At 69.4% G+C, this 13,920-nt stretch carries 15 protein-coding genes; 8 read left to right on the top strand and 7 right to left on the bottom strand.

Going from position 1 to position 13,920, the window contains the following annotated elements:
• Nucleotides 1–38 precede the first annotated feature (38 nt).
• The 6 genes from EIK80_RS04500 (at nt 39) to EIK80_RS04525 (ending at nt 6,387) form a co-directional block, all read left to right on the top strand.
• A complete protein-coding gene (locus EIK80_RS04500) occupies nt 39–1,235 on the top strand; it encodes an FAD-dependent oxidoreductase (RefSeq protein WP_233586423.1) in 1,197 nt (398 codons plus the stop codon).
• 38 nt (nt 1,236–1,273) lie between these two features.
• A complete protein-coding gene (locus tag EIK80_RS04505) occupies nt 1,274–4,156 on the top strand; it encodes a bifunctional [glutamine synthetase] adenylyltransferase/[glutamine synthetase]-adenylyl-L-tyrosine phosphorylase (protein ID WP_125155746.1) in 2,883 nt (960 codons plus the stop codon).
• Between the two features lie 87 nt (nt 4,157–4,243).
• Nucleotides 4,244–4,672: an EF-hand domain-containing protein gene (locus EIK80_RS04510; RefSeq protein ID WP_125155747.1), complete on the top strand. Its 429-nt coding sequence runs from the start codon at nt 4,244–4,246 to the stop codon at nt 4,670–4,672.
• A 26-nt stretch (nt 4,673–4,698) separates the two neighbouring features.
• Complete coding sequence (locus EIK80_RS04515) at nt 4,699–5,265, top strand: RNA polymerase sigma factor (RefSeq protein ID WP_125155748.1); 567 nt, start codon at nt 4,699–4,701, stop codon at nt 5,263–5,265.
• A 13-nt stretch (nt 5,266–5,278) separates the two neighbouring features.
• Nucleotides 5,279–5,713 (top strand): hypothetical protein, encoded by a 435-nt coding sequence (locus EIK80_RS04520; protein WP_125155749.1) that lies wholly within the window; start codon nt 5,279–5,281, stop codon nt 5,711–5,713.
• A complete protein-coding gene (locus tag EIK80_RS04525; protein WP_125155750.1) occupies nt 5,710–6,387 on the top strand; it encodes a periplasmic heavy metal sensor in 678 nt (225 codons plus the stop codon). Before EIK80_RS04520 ends, EIK80_RS04525 begins: the two co-directional genes overlap by 4 nt.
• A gap of 3 nt (nt 6,388–6,390) precedes the next feature.
• On the opposite strand, the gene EIK80_RS04530 is transcribed toward EIK80_RS04525, so the two are convergent.
• The 6 genes from EIK80_RS04530 to sfsA form a co-directional block, all read right to left on the bottom strand.
• A complete protein-coding gene (locus EIK80_RS04530; RefSeq protein ID WP_125155751.1) occupies nt 6,391–7,638 on the bottom strand; it encodes a dipeptidase in 1,248 nt (415 codons plus the stop codon).
• 116 nt (nt 7,639–7,754) lie between these two features.
• On the bottom strand, nt 7,755–8,501 hold the full coding sequence (radC, locus tag EIK80_RS04535) for a DNA repair protein RadC (protein ID WP_125155752.1): 747 nt from the start codon (nt 8,499–8,501) through the stop codon (nt 7,755–7,757).
• Nucleotides 8,502–8,512: 11 nt separating this feature from the next.
• Nucleotides 8,513–8,779, bottom strand: a complete 267-nt coding sequence (locus tag EIK80_RS04540; RefSeq protein ID WP_125155753.1) for a hypothetical protein — start codon at nt 8,777–8,779, stop codon at nt 8,513–8,515.
• Between the two features lie 63 nt (nt 8,780–8,842).
• Nucleotides 8,843–9,670 carry a type I methionyl aminopeptidase gene (map, locus tag EIK80_RS04545; protein ID WP_125155754.1) on the bottom strand — a complete coding sequence of 276 codons (828 nt, stop codon included), beginning with the start codon at nt 9,668–9,670 and terminating at the stop codon, nt 8,843–8,845.
• 114 nt (nt 9,671–9,784) lie between these two features.
• A complete protein-coding gene (locus EIK80_RS04550) occupies nt 9,785–10,174 on the bottom strand; it encodes a hypothetical protein (RefSeq protein WP_125155755.1) in 390 nt (129 codons plus the stop codon).
• Nucleotides 10,175–10,231: 57 nt separating this feature from the next.
• Complete coding sequence (gene sfsA / locus EIK80_RS04555) at nt 10,232–10,951, bottom strand: DNA/RNA nuclease SfsA (RefSeq protein ID WP_125155756.1); 720 nt, start codon at nt 10,949–10,951, stop codon at nt 10,232–10,234.
• 52 nt (nt 10,952–11,003) lie between these two features.
• Here sfsA and EIK80_RS04560 point away from each other — a divergent pair, with 52 nt between their 5' ends.
• Nucleotides 11,004–11,783, top strand: a complete 780-nt coding sequence (locus EIK80_RS04560; protein WP_125155757.1) for a competence/damage-inducible protein A — start codon at nt 11,004–11,006, stop codon at nt 11,781–11,783.
• A gap of 11 nt (nt 11,784–11,794) precedes the next feature.
• Here EIK80_RS04560 and EIK80_RS04565 read toward each other — a convergent pair whose 3' ends face one another.
• Nucleotides 11,795–12,193, bottom strand: a complete 399-nt coding sequence (locus tag EIK80_RS04565) for a helix-turn-helix domain-containing protein (protein ID WP_199743372.1) — start codon at nt 12,191–12,193, stop codon at nt 11,795–11,797.
• A 419-nt stretch (nt 12,194–12,612) separates the two neighbouring features.
• Here EIK80_RS04565 and EIK80_RS04570 point away from each other — a divergent pair, with 419 nt between their 5' ends.
• The gene (locus EIK80_RS04570) at nt 12,613–13,890 is read left to right on the top strand and encodes an amidohydrolase family protein (protein WP_125155759.1); all 1,278 of its coding nucleotides are present in this window, start codon (nt 12,613–12,615) and stop codon (nt 13,888–13,890) included.
• Nucleotides 13,891–13,920: the final 30 nt, after the last annotated feature.

Consider the following 13,920-nt stretch of genomic DNA (forward strand, 5'->3'; position numbering starts at 1 on the left):
TCAACTGGCGCCAGGCGGCGATCGAGGGATTTCCAACCATGGCCATGGCGACTCTGGGGCGGCGCGCGCTGTTGGCGGGCCTGGGAGGTTGGAGCGCGGCGGGCTTGGCCGGTTGCGCTGGCGGTCCGAACCTCTCCGGCCCGTCGGCGGTTCGGCTGGCTCGACCGCGTCTGCTGCTGCCGCAGGTCCGCGCCGAACTGGATCGCATCACGCGCGTCACCGTGTGTCTGAGGCCGTTCCGCAAGGCGGGGCCGCGCCTCGATGTCGAGACCGTTGGCGACAAGACGGTGGTCCACAACTATGGCCATGGAGGCAGCGGCTGGTCGCTATCCTGGGGATCGGCCGAGGTGGCGACCCGCAAGGCCCTGGCGGGCGGGGCGCGGGACGTGGCCGTCATCGGCTGCGGCGCTCTGGGATTGACCGCGGCCACGGTGCTGCGTCGCGCGGGCGCGAACGTGACCATCTATGCCGCCGATCGCCTGGCCGACACGCGCTCGTCCCGGGCCACGGGCACCTGGTCGCCGGACTCTCGCATCGCCGCCGAGGGCGAGACGGCGGCCGACTTTCCCGAGCTGTGGGAGGCGATGTGCCGGACCTCGTTCCGAGGCTTTCAGAACTATGTCGGCCTGGCCGGATCGCCGGTGGAATGGAGCGAGCGCTACAGCCTTCTCGAGGACGGACCCTCCGCGCCGACCCATGCCGAGGCCAGCGGCGCGCCCCGCTTCCTGTCGCTGATCGACCGCGTTCGCGACATCACCCCCAAGCAGACGCCGGTCCCGCCGGGCGAGAACCCGTTCCCGGTCGGCAACGTCCGGCGCGGAGCGTCGCTGCAGTTCAACGTCACCGAATACGCCCACGTGCTGATGAGCGACTTCCTGCTGGCCGGCGGACGGATCGAGACCCGGGTTTTCAACACGCCCGGCGAGCTGACCGCGCTGAAGGAGCCGGTGATCGTCAACTGCACGGGCTACGGCGCACGGGCGCTCTGGAAGGACGAGAGCATCGTTCCGGTGCGGGGCCAGATCGCCTGGCTGATCCCGCAGCCCGAGCTGACCTACGGCCTCTATTACCGACACATCTCCGTCCTGCCGCGACGCGACGGGATCGTCGTGCAGCAGGTCGGCGGCAGCGAGGCTTATGGCTGGGGCGACGACCGCGAGGTTCCCGACTTGACCGAGGCGCATGAGGCGGTGTCGACGATCGCGGCGCTGTTCGCGCGGATGGCCGCCGCCTGACCCTTGCCCAAGGGGCGGGGGCGGGCCACCGTGCCGCCATGACTCGTCTCGCTGATCGTCTGGCCGCCTGTGGCCCCGTTCTGGACGCCAAGGCGGCGGAACGCGCGCACGAGGCCATCGCCAAGCGGGTGGGCGAGGCGATGCCCGAGATCGAGGCCGCCTGGCCGGCCCTGGCGCCGGTCTTCGCCGCCTCGCCCTATCTGGCCAGCCTGGCGCGGCGCGACGGCCAGCGCCTGCCGATGATCCTGGACCGCGATCCGATGGAGACCCTGGCCGCGACCCTGGCGGCCGCCGAGGCCGTCGCCGCCGAACCCGACTTCGAGACCGCCCGGCGGGCGCTGCGCGAACTGAAGGCCGATCTGCATCTGCTGACGGCCCTTTGCGACCTGGGCGGGGTCTGGGACCTCGACCAGGTGACTGGCGCCCTGACCCGTTTCGCCGACGCGGCCCTCAAGGCCGCCTTGGCGCAGGCCGTCCGCCAGGAAGTCGATCGCGGCGCCCTGACCCACGTTGGCGAGGGCGAGGACGGTCCCGCGCAGGGCCTGTTCTGCATCGCCATGGGCAAGCACGGCGCGTTCGAGCTGAACTATTCCAGCGACATCGATTTCTCGATCTTCTACGCGCCGGAGAAGCTGCAGGTGGCCGACGGCGTCGAGCCGCAGGCCGTGGCGGTGCGGATCGCCAATCATCTGGGCCGCGTGCTGCAGGAGCGGACCGCCGACGGCTATGTCTTCCGCATCGATCTGCGCCTGCGCCCCGATCCGTCCTCGACGCCGCCGGCCATGCCGGTAGACGCGGCCATGGACTACTATGAGAGCGTCGGCCAGAACTGGGAGCGGGCGGCCCACATCAAGGCCCGGATCGCGGCCGGCGACCTGGCCGAGGGCCAGGCGTTCCTGGAGGCGTTGCAGCCCTTCATCTGGCGGCGGAACCTGGACTTCGCGGCCATCGCCGACATCCACTCGATCAAGCGCCAGATCCACACCTACAAGGTCGACGACCGGCTGACCGCCAAGGGCGCGGACCTGAAGCTGGGACGCGGCGGGATCCGCGAGATCGAGTTCTTCGTCCAGACCCAGCAACTGATCCTGGGCGGCCGCCAGCCGGACCTGCGCGGGCCGCGCACGCTCGACGCGCTCCTGGCGCTGGCCACGGCCGGCCACGTGAGCCTGGAAGACGCCGGCTGGCTGTCCAAGGCCTATCAGGACCTGAGGGCCCTGGAACACCGCGCCCAGATGATCGCTGACGATCAGACCCACAAGCTTCCGGAGTCGGACAACGACCGGAAGAAGGTCGCCGCCCTGTGGGGCCAGGACAACCTGCGCAGCTTCGACGCGGCGGTCGGCAAGATCCTCAAGGGCGTCAACCAGCGCTACGGCCGCCTGTTCGCGGGGGAAGAGGAACTGTCCTCGCGGTTCGGCTCCCTCGTCTTCACCGGCGTCGAGGACGACCCCGAGACCCTGGCCACCCTCAAGCGCATGGGCTTCTCCAGCCCCGAGCGCGTCGCCGCCACCATCCGCGGCTGGCACCACGGCCACATCGCCGCCACGCGCACCGAGCGGGGGCGCGAGCTGTTCACCCGCCTGGCCCCGCGTCTGCTGGACGCGGCCAACGCCACCGGCGCGCCGGACCAGGCGTTCAACCGCTTCGCCGACTTTTTCGCGTCGCTGAGCTCGGGCGTGCAGATCCAGTCGCTGTTCCTGGCGCAGCAACGGCTGTTGGAGCTGATCGTTCAGGTCATGGCCTTCGCTCCGCGCCTGGCCACGACCATGGCCAAGCGGCCGACGGCGCTGGACGCCTTGCTGGACCCCAGCTTCTTCGGTCCGATCGAGACTCCCGCCCTCCCGTCCTGGGATCCCGCCGATTTCGAGGGCGCGATGGACGCGGCCCGGCGCCTTTTCCGCGACCAGAGCTTCCGGATCGGCGTGCGGGTGATGAGCGGCACCGCCGACGCTCGCGATATCGGCCGCGCCTTCGCCGAGCTGGGCGACCTGATCATCGGCGGCCTGGCCCCGGCCGCCCTGGCCGAGACCGAGCGCCTGGGCGGGGCTTTCCCCGGCCACGTCGCCGTGGTGGCCCTGGGCAAGGCCGGTTCGCGCGAGATGACGGCCAAGTCCGACCTGGACCTGATGACGCTCTACGTCGCCGATGAGCCAGCGGCCCATTCGGCCATAAAGGAATGGAGCGCCGACACCTTCTACGCCCGCTTCACCCAGCGGATGACCTCGGCCCTGTCGGCGCCGACCGGGGAGGGGACGCTGTACGACGTCGATCTGAAGCTGCGCCCTTCCGGCACGAAGGGGCCGGTGGCGGTCAGTTTCGCGGCGTTCGAGGACTATTACGCGCGCGAAGCCGAGACCTGGGAGCTGTTGGCCCTGACCCGCGCGCGGGTGGTCTGGGCCAGCTCGCCGGACTTCCAGGCCCGGGCCGAGGCGGCGATCGAGGCGGCCCTGCGCCGGCCGCGCGACTGGAAGAAGACCGCCGCCGACGTCGTCGAGATGCGCGAGCTGATGGAGCGCGAGCGGCCGGGCAAGGGCGACTGGGACCTGAAGCTGGATCCCGGTGGTCTTGTCGACATCGAGTTCGCCGCCCAGTTCCTGCAGCTGGCCCACGCGGCCAAGGGCGGTCCCTTGCGGCAGAACACCGGCGAGGCCCTGGCGGCGCTGCGCGAGGCCGGCCTTGCCGACGCCGGCGCCCTGGCGCGGCTCGAGGCGGCCTGGCGGCTGGAGCAGGACCTCTCCCAACTGATCAAGGTGGCCCTCGAGGATGGCGGGGACCCCGAGGCCGAGCCCAAGGCGTTCAAGGCGCTGATGGCCAAGGCCGGCCACGTCGGCCAGTTCAAGTCGCTGAAGCCCAAGCTGGCCAAGGCCAAGGCGGAGGCCCGCGCGGCCTATACCGCCATCGTGAAGGCTCCGGGCTGAGTTTCCGAAAAAAGCCGCGACGGAATCTCCGCCGCCGTGCGTTCAGTCTGATGGGACGGGCCTTCCTCCATGGAGACCTTGAGACTGATGATCGTACGCACCCTGATCGCCGCCGGCGCCGTAATGGCGCTGGGCGGACCCGCGCTGGCCCAGAACGCGCCCGCGAAAGCCGCGCCGACCGCCGCCGGCATGACTCTGGAGCAGTTCCAGGCCAAGAATGGCGACAAGCTGTTCGCGCGGCTGGACGCCAACAAGGACGGCAAGATCTCGCCCGACGAGTTCGCCGCCTTCCGCAAGCAGAACGCCGAGGTCGACGCCAAGGCGTCAGGCAAGGCCGGCAAGCGGGGCCAGCGCCTGTTCGCCCGCTTCGACACCGACAAGGATGGCTCCCTGTCGCGCACCGAGGCCGACGCCCTGCTGGCCTGGCGCTTCAAGCGCATGGACACCAACAACGACGGCGTCCTGACGCTGGAGGAATTGCAGGCCAAGGGCGGCAAGGCCAAGGTCGGGGTCTGATGGCGACGTGCGCGGCGGAGTGACGGTTGGCGACCGACGGGAACGATCCCGACGAAGCCTTGCTGGCGGGGGTGGGACGGGGCGACCCGTCCGCCGTCCGCGCGCTGTTGGACCGGCGCCTGCCGCGCATCCTGGCCCTGGCCAGGCGCATGCTGAACGACTCGGGCGAGGCCGAGGATGTCGCCCAGGAAACCTTCCTGCGGGCCTGGAAGCAGGCGCGGGCGTGGAAGCCGGGCGCGGCGAGGTTCGACACTTGGCTGCACCGCGTGGCGCTGAACCTCTGCTACGACCGACTGCGGCGACGGCGCGAGATCGCGACGGACACGCCGCCCGAGCAGGTCGACACCGGTCCGGCGCCGGATGCGGGCCTGATCGGCGCCGACCTGTCCAGGCGCGTCGAAGCGGCGCTGGCGGCCTTGCCGCCGCGTCAGCGCGAGGCGATCGTGCTCTGTCATCACCAGGGGCTGGGCAATATCGAAGCCGCGGGATTGATGGCGATCAGCGTCGAGGCGCTGGAGAGCTTGCTCTCGCGCGGGCGTCGGACACTGAAGGCTTCGCTGGCCGACCTGGCCGGTACGGGGGCGGGGGGATGAAGGACGCATGGTCATGATGACGCTCGAAAGGTTCGAGGACCTGGCCGAGGCCTATGGCGGCGAGATCGCCCGCTGGCCGGAAGGCGAACGCGAAACCGCGCGCGCCCTGCTGGCGGTGAACGCGGCGCGCCTTGCGCCAGTGTTGAGCGCCGCCGCGCAGATGGACCGCCTGCTGGACCTGGCGCCCGCTCAGAGCGCCGACGCCGCCCTGCTGGGCCGGCTGGTCGCCGCCGCCCCACGAGCGCGCGACACCGCCCGCCGCTGGATCGCCGGCCTCGGCGCGGCGCTGGGTCTGTCGGCCGCGGCCTTCGCGGGCATAGCCGTCGGCGTGGCGGTCGGCCGTCCGGAGGCCGCCGCGCCGGTCGTCGTGGCCGAGCAGCCGGTCGTCACGGCCGTCGACACCTCCTCGGCCCTGCAGGACGCCATCGCGGAGCCCTCCGAACTATGACGTCGCGGCCCTGGATCATCGCGCTGGCCGCCTCCGCGGTGGTCAATGTGTTCCTGATCGGCGGCCTGGCCGGCATGGGCTATGCGCGTCTGACGGCGCCGCCGGTCGCGCCGGCCATGGCGACCGCCCCGGCGCCGCGCACCGTGGCGCCGACAAGTCCTCCGGTCGTGGTTCCGGTCGCGCCGACCGAGGCGCCGTCCAAGCCGGCGCGTCACGCGACGGTCCGGGAGACGCCGCCATCGGTCGTGACGCCTCCCTCGCCGCCGGTCGAGGCGGTTCGGCCTCCGATGGACGACGCCGCGCCGGCGGCCCCGGCCCGGCCGCCCTTGATTTCGGCGGGAGACGTGCTCTCGCCTGACAGTCGCAAGGCGTTCCGCAGGGCGTTGGGCGAGGCCAACAAGAAGAACCGGCCCCTGACGCAGCAGGCCCGCGCCGAGCGGCAGGCGGCCCTGGCGGCCCTGGGCTCGCCCGGCTTCGACGCCGCCGAGGTGGCCAGGCGATTGAGCACGGCGCGCGCCCTGGATCTGCAGGCGCGCGGCAATGTCGAGGCCGCTCTGGCCAGCTACGCCGCCACTCTGACGCCGCCCGAGCGGGCGGCCCTGGCCGAGGGGCTGGCGCGGGTCTACGCCCCGGCCGCGGCGCGACGGGCGGCCTTCGAGGGGCCGCCCCGCTAGAGCCTATTTCCCGGCCACGCTCTTGGCGTAGGCCTGCGCCCCGGCGATGAGCCGCAGCACGTTGCCGCTCCAGATCGCCTGGATGTCGGCGTCGCTATAGCCCTCGGCCTTCAGGCGGGCGGTGATCTTGGGCAGGTCGGCCACGTCCTCCAGGCCCTCGACGCCGCCGCCGCCATCCCAGTCGGCGCCGATGCAGACGGCCTTGGGACCGGCGATCTTCAAGGTGTGCAGCATGCTGGCCATGAAGGTCTCGAAATTGGCGCGCGGCGGGAACGTGTACTGGGCCTTGAGCGCCGCCATCTTGACCATCCGGGCCTTGACCTGGGCCTCGGTGGCCTCGTCGTCCAGCGGCCCCAGGGCTTTCAGCGCGGCCATGAGTTCCGGGCTCGGTTGCTCCGAGGCCTTCAGATAGACCGAGTTGATGCAGATCGCGCCGCCGCTGTCGGCGATCTTCTTGATGCGGGCGTCGTCGAGATTGCGCGGGTGGTCGAAGATCGCCTTGGCGCCCGAGTGCGAGGCGATGATCGGAGCCTTCGACAAGGCCACCGACTGGTCGACGATGTCGTCCGACGCGTGACTGACATCCACCAGTATGCCCAGTCGGTTGGCCTCGGCCAGCCAGCGCAGGCCCAGCGGCGAATAGCCATGCCAGATCTTGCCCTTGGGATCGGTCGAGCTGTCGGCGAACTGGTTGTTGCGGAAGTGGACCGGCCCGGCCATGCGCACGCCGGTCTTGTAGAAGGTTTCCAGCAGGGTCAGGTCTTCGCCGATCGGCCAGGAGTTCTCGATGCTCTGGAAGACAAAGACCTTGCCGGCCTTGTTGATCCGGGCGGCGTCCTCGGCGGTGTAGGCCAGCTCGAACTGGTCGGGATGGGCGGCGACCATCTCGCGGATCTCGGTCGCGCGGTTCAGGGCGAAGTCGCGCGCCTTGCGATAGCCTTCCGCCGTCAGCTCGCCCTGGCCCGTGTAGATGACGAAGAAGCCGCCATCCAGGCCGCCGGCCTTCATGCGGGGGAGATCGACCTGGGTGCCGTCTTCGGCGACCGCGTGACGGTCGATCATCGACCAGCCCTGGCGCGCGAAGTGCTCGGGCGTGTCCAGGTGGGTGTCCAGGGTCAGGAAGCCGTCATGCAGCGTCTTGATCGCCTTGGGGACCTCGGCGGGCTTTTCGGGAGCCTTCTTGTCGGCCGCGTGGGCGACCCCGGTCAGCAGGGCGGCCGAGCCGAGGAGAACGGTGAGCAGGCGGCGCATGCGGAGACTCCGGAACAACTTGCGGGCAAGCGGGAGCCGCGACGCTCAAGGTTTCAAGGCGAGGCGTCAAGCCGAGCTTGCGCGTCCCGTCCGGAAATTGACGTCCCGATCCGGATCTACATCAACCCCAGCGCCTTGAAGCTGGCCACGCCCTCGCGGCCGACCACCAGGTGGTCGTGGACAGCGATCTTGAGGGCCTTGCCCGCTTCGACGATCTGCCGGGTCATGTCGATGTCCGGCCGCGACGGGGTGGGGTCGCCGGATGGGTGGTTGTGCAGGATGATGATGTTGCTGGACGACAGCTCCAGCGCCCGGCGCATGACCTCGCGGGGATAGACCGGGGCGTGGTCGACCGTGCCGCGGTTCATCACCTCGTCGGCGATCAGCTGGTTCTTCTTGTCCAGGAACAGCACCCGGAACTGCTCGCGCGACTCGTTGGCCAGGGCGACACGGACATAGCCGAGCAGGGCGCTCCACGAGCTGATCACCGGCCGCTTGACGATCTTGTCGCGGCCGGCCCGCAAGGTGGCCTCGTGCAGCAGCTTGATGTCCATGGCCGCCGTTTCGCCGACGCCCGGCACGGTGGCCAGCTCCTCGATTGTCGCGCCCAGCACGGCCCCCAGCGAGCCGAAGCGGGCCAACAGGCTTTTGGCCAGCGGTTTGACGTCGCCGCGCGGATAGGTGCGGAAGAGATACAGCTCCAGCAGCTCGTAGTCGGGCAGGGCGACGAGGCCGCCGGCCTTGGCGCGCTGGCGCAGCCGCTCGCGGTGGCCGGCGTGATGGGCGTGGGCGGACTTGCGCGCCGGCTTCTCCGGCGCGACCGGCTCAGGATCCGAGATGCTGAGCGACACCGCCTGGACCATGCGCTCGCCGCTTAGCTGTCGAGAACCAGGGCGGGCTGACGACGCGCCCGCCGTTCTTCCGCGAGGCGACGCAGCCGGCGATCCTCCGTGAAGGGGATGATGATCGCCACGAACAGGGCGGGCACGGCGAGCGCCGCGTACCACAGGAAGTCCGACACCGAGATAACGCCGTCATGCAGCCGGAAGGCCCGCAGGACCAGCCAGCCGCCGATAATCAAGGGCGTGTAGCCCCAGCACATGAAGCGCTGAAATCGTCTGCGTTTCTCCAGCTCGGTCATGGACTGAGCTTTGCGAACTTCGCAAAGATTGTCTATCGCAATAATGCGCCCATAGCGCGATCGTCAGCCCAGGATCGGCGGCTGGAACAGCCCAGCCGGCGAGGCGGTGAAGATCTCGTAGCCGTCTTCGGTCACGCCGATCGAGTGCTCGCACTGGGCCGACAGCGACTTGTCGCGGGTCACGGCGGTCCAGCCGTCGTTCAGCACCTTCACGGCCGGCTTGCCCAGGTTCACCATCGGCTCGACGGTGAAGAACATGCCGGGCTTGAGCACCGCGCCCTGGCCCGGACGGCCGAAGTGCAGGATGTTCGGGGCGTCGTGGAACACGCGGCCCAGACCGTGGCCGCAGAAGTCGCGGACCACCGAGCAGCGCTGGGCCTCGACATAGCTCTGGATGGCGTTGCCGATGTCGCCCAGCGTCGCGCCCGGCTTCACGGCCTCCAGGCCGCGCTTCATGCCCTCATAGGTGATCTCGACCAGGCGACGCGCGCGCGGGCCCACTTCGCCGACGCCGTACATGCGCGAGGTGTCGCCGTGCCAGCCGTCGACGATGACGGTCACGTCGATATTGACGATGTCGCCTTCCTTCAGGTTCCAGTCGCCCGGAATGCCGTGGCAGACCACGTGGTTGCGCGAGATGCAGACCGTCTTGGGATAGCCGCGATAGTACAGGCAGGCCGGAAGGGCGCCGTGATCCAGGATGAACTCGCGGGACAGCCGGTCCAGTTCGTCGGACGACACGCCCGGCTTCACATGCGGGATCAGCATGTCCAGGCACTCGGCCGCCAGCTTGCCGGCCTTGCGCATGCCCTCGAAGTCCGCGGCCGTGTGAATCTTGATCTGGCCCGTGCGGGTTTCGGCTTCGATCTCGAGGGTGTCGTCTAGGGTCATGCTCTACTCGGGCGTCGCCGCCGCGTTTCGGGCGGCGATCTGGTCGGCGGAAGGGGCGTATCTGCCCATCCTAGCACGGATTTCAACCCCAAGCCCGCCCTCAATGGCGCGCCTTCACTGAGGATTGATCCGCCGCACCGTGTCGGTCGCCGGACGGATCTCCTTGACGAAGGTCGCGTCCAGGGTCGTGGGCTTGTCGCGGCGCACGTGGCAGACGCCCTTGTAGCGCGTCACCCGGCCGGTTTCCTTCTCGGTCAGGTCCGCGGTGAACTTGACGTCCCATTCCCCCGGCTTGCCCGTCGAGACGGGGTCCATGTCGTTGGAAGTTACGCCGGAAATCGTCTTGAGGCCGAAGCGATCCTCCAGCTTTCCGGTGCAGGCCTTGAAGGCGAAGATCGCCCGCAGACCCGTCATCATGCCGCTCTCGGACTTGCCGGGCTCGCTGGGTCCGCACCCGCACAGGGCGAGCGCCAGGGCGGCCGCGGCCAGGACATTCGTCTTCATGCGATCCCCTCAGTTCGCGCGCCCGGAATGGGTATCGAAATGCGAGCGGATTGCAGCTTAAATCGCTGTTAGGTGAGCGTTGGTCCACAGGATCCGGCGGTCGATCCGCACCGCCTCCGTGGTCATGGCGCAGGCGTAGACCAGCACCTCCACGCCGGCCCTGGCCGCGGCGTCCAGGCCCGCCGCGAACTTGGGATCAAGGTCGGCGCAGGCCTGGAAGGTCTCGCAGTCCTCGCGCTGGACGACGAACAGCACCACGGCGCGGCAGCCGTCCGCGACCTGGGCGGCGAGGTCGGACAGGTGACGCGTCGAGCGCTCGGCCTTGCAGTCGGGAAACTCGGCCAAGCCCGGCGAACGGCTGAAGTGGCAGTTCTTGACCTCCAGCCAGCACGGCGGGCGGTCCGGGTGGGTGAGCAGGAAATCGACGCGGCTGGCCTGGGCGTACTTCACCTCCGGGCGGATGGTCGCGTAGCCGGCCAGTTCCGGGATGGCGTCCGCCGCCAGCGCCTCGGCGACCAGCCGGTTCGGAAGCAGGGTGTTGATCCCGACCAGCGCGTCGCCCTGCTCGACGCATTGCAGGGTCCAGGCCAGCTTTCGCTTGGGATCGTCCGACCTCGACACCCAGGCGCCCTGGCCGGGATCCCGCACGCCCAGCATGGCGCCGGGGTTGGGGCAGTGGGCGGTGATCGCGCGGCCATCGTCCAGCACCAGATCCGCGAAGAAGCGCTTGTAGCGGCTGACCAGGCGGCCGTGAACGAGCGGTTGCGGGAGCAGCATGCGGGGCCTAAGTCGAAACGGTAGGAACGAAGCGACATAGGGGATCGACGGGATGACGGCTACCCAAGCGGGATCGGGGGAACGCGTGACGGCCGCCGTGATGATCATCGGCGACGAGATTCTCTCGGGCCGGACCCAGGACGTGAACCTGTCGGCCATCGCCAGGTACCTGGCCACCTACGGCGTCGACCTCTGCGAGGCCCGCGTTGTCCCGGACATCGAGGAAGAGATCATCGACGCGGTCAACGCCCTGCGGACGCGCTACGACTACGTCATCACCACGGGCGGCATCGGTCCGACCCACGACGACATAACCGCCGACTCGATCGCCAAGGCCTTCGGGGTGACGGCCCCCGAGCATCCGGAGATCATGGCCATGCTGCGCGAGCGCTGGGGCGAGCCCAACGCCGCCCGCCGTCGCATGGCGCACGTGCCCGAAGGCGGCAGCCTGGTGAAGAACCCGGTGCAGGGGCCGCCCGGGTTCCAGAAGGACAATGTCTTCGTGCTGGCGGGCGTGCCGGCGATCATGCGCGGCATGCTGGAGGACGTGGGGCCGCGCCTGCGGACGGGCGCCGTCGTTCTGGCCAAGACCGTGCGGGTGACGGGCACGGGCGAGGGGACGATCGCCGCGCCGCTGGAAGCGGTGGCCAAGGCGCATCCGGCCATGTCGCTGGGCAGCTATCCGTTCTTCAGCCCGCCGGACGTCTACGGCGCCAATCTCGTCCTGCGCGGTCGCGACGCCGCCGAACTGGACGCGGCGGTCGCCGAACTGATCGCCGCCCTGACCGAGGCCGGGGCGCAGAACATCGAGCTGCTGGCCGACCCGGCCTAAGGGGGCGGAGTCTATTCCTCGCCGGCGATGGCCTTGGCCAGGTCCACCAGATGCTTGCGCATGCCTGTCGACGGGATCGCCAGGTAGGAACGCGCCAGTTCCGGACCGCCGGGTTGCGACCAGAACGCGGCCATCTCGTTGGCCAGGTCGGCGGCGGTGGTGTCGGCCTCCTCGGGATCGTCCAGACCTTCGAAGAAGAAGCCGATCGGCGTCTTCAGGAACATCGCCGTGGCGTGCAGCTTGCTGGCGCTGATCCGGTTGGACCCGCCCTCGTACTTCTGCACCTGCTGGAAGGTCAGGCCCAGGGCGTCGGCGAGCGACTGCTGGGAATAGCCGAGATCCTTGCGACGCATACGCAGGCGGCGGCCGACATGGATGTCGACGGGATCAGGGGTCTTATCTTCAGCCATGCTCACAAACTCGGACGCGACGGTGGGACGGAAACGACTCATCGAGTGGCGATAAGCGAACGCCGTAGCGATCTTGAGCGGAGTCGATGTCCCAAGAAACGTATAATCTATGCGGTTCGTCGTATTCACGTAGGGCGGGAAAGGCCTGGCGGCGCACGCCTTTTGGTCACATCGCGCAGCGCGGGTTCCGCGTCCGGGCCGCAACCGCTCGCGAGGACGGGATCGCCGTCGATTGCAGGGACGGTGGGACTCGAACCCACACGGATGGCTTCAACGGATTTTTGAGTCCGGCGCGTCTACCGATTGCGCCACGTTCCCATCGCATGGATCCCATAAGCCATCGGTCCGGCGGGGGCGAGGCTCGACGGGGCGCGCGGGCGTGCTAGCGTCGCCGTTCAAGTTGGATGGGGACGGATCGAATGCGTGATGGGATCAAGGCCGCGGTGCTGGCGGCGGGCGTGCTGGCGGCGGGCGCGGCGAACGCGGCGCAGGTCGAAGCGGTCAGCGCCGCGCGGCTGCTGGACGTGGCGAGCGGCAAGTATGTCGACAACCCGCTGGTGATCGTCACCGACGGCCGCATCACCAGCATCGGCAAGAAGGGCGATGCGGTTCCGGCGGGGGCCAAGGTCGTCGACCTGCCGGGCGCGACCCTTCTGCCGGGCCTGATCGACATGCACACCCACATTGACGGCCTGGCCGAAATCGGCGGCTACAACAGCCTGGAATACAGCGACCGCTTCTGGAGCGTGGTGCAGGTCGCCAACGCGAAGAAGACGCTGGAGGCGGGCTTCACCACCATCCGCAATGTCGGCTCGGCCGACTTCGACGACGTGGGCCTGCGCGAGGCGATCGACGGCGGTTATGTGATCGGGCCGCGCATCGTCACGGCGACCTGGGCGATCGGCGCGACCGGCGGCCACTGCGATTCGACCTTCTTCCCGCCGTCGATGGACCAGAAGAGCCCCTACAACATCGACAGTCCCGAGGAGGCGCGGAAGGCGGTCCGGACGCTGAAGAAGTACGGCGCCCAGGTGATCAAGATCTGCGCGACGGGCGGGGTGTTCTCGCGCGGCGACGAGCCGGGCCAGCAGCAGCTGACCTATGACGAGATGCACGCCGTGGCCGACGAGGCCCACATGGCCGGCATCAAGGTCGCTGCCCACGCCCACGGGGCGGCGGGCATCCGCGAAGCGATCAAGGCGGGCATCGACACCATCGAGCACGCCAGCCTGGTCGACGACGAGGGGATCAAGCTGGCGGTCCAGCACGGGACGTACTTCGCGATGGACATCTACAACACCGACTACACCCAGGCCGAGGGCAAGAAGAACGGCGTCCTGGAAGACAACCTGCGCAAGGACCGCGACATCGGCGAGATCCAGCGCCAGAACTTCAAGAAGGCGCTGAAGGCCGGGGTGAAGATGATCTATGGCACCGACGCCGGGGTCTATCCGCACGGCGACAACGCCAAGCAGTTCGCGGTCATGGTCCGCTACGGCGCCACGCCGCTGCAGGCGATCCAGGCTGCGACCCTGACCGCGGCCGAGGCCCTGGGCCAGTCCAAGGACGTCGGCCAGGTGGCCGTCGGCCGCTTCGGCGACATCATCGCGGTGGCCGGCGATCCGCTGGCCGACGTGACGGTGCTGGAAAAGCCGGTGTTCGTGATGAAGGGCGGGGCGGTGGTCAAGCAGCCCTGATCCCGGGGCGCCGCTTCAATATGTCGCGGC

The organism is Caulobacter sp. 602-1 (genome assembly GCF_003931565.1).
In the GTDB taxonomy this organism is placed as follows: Bacteria; Pseudomonadota; Alphaproteobacteria; order Caulobacterales; family Caulobacteraceae; genus Caulobacter.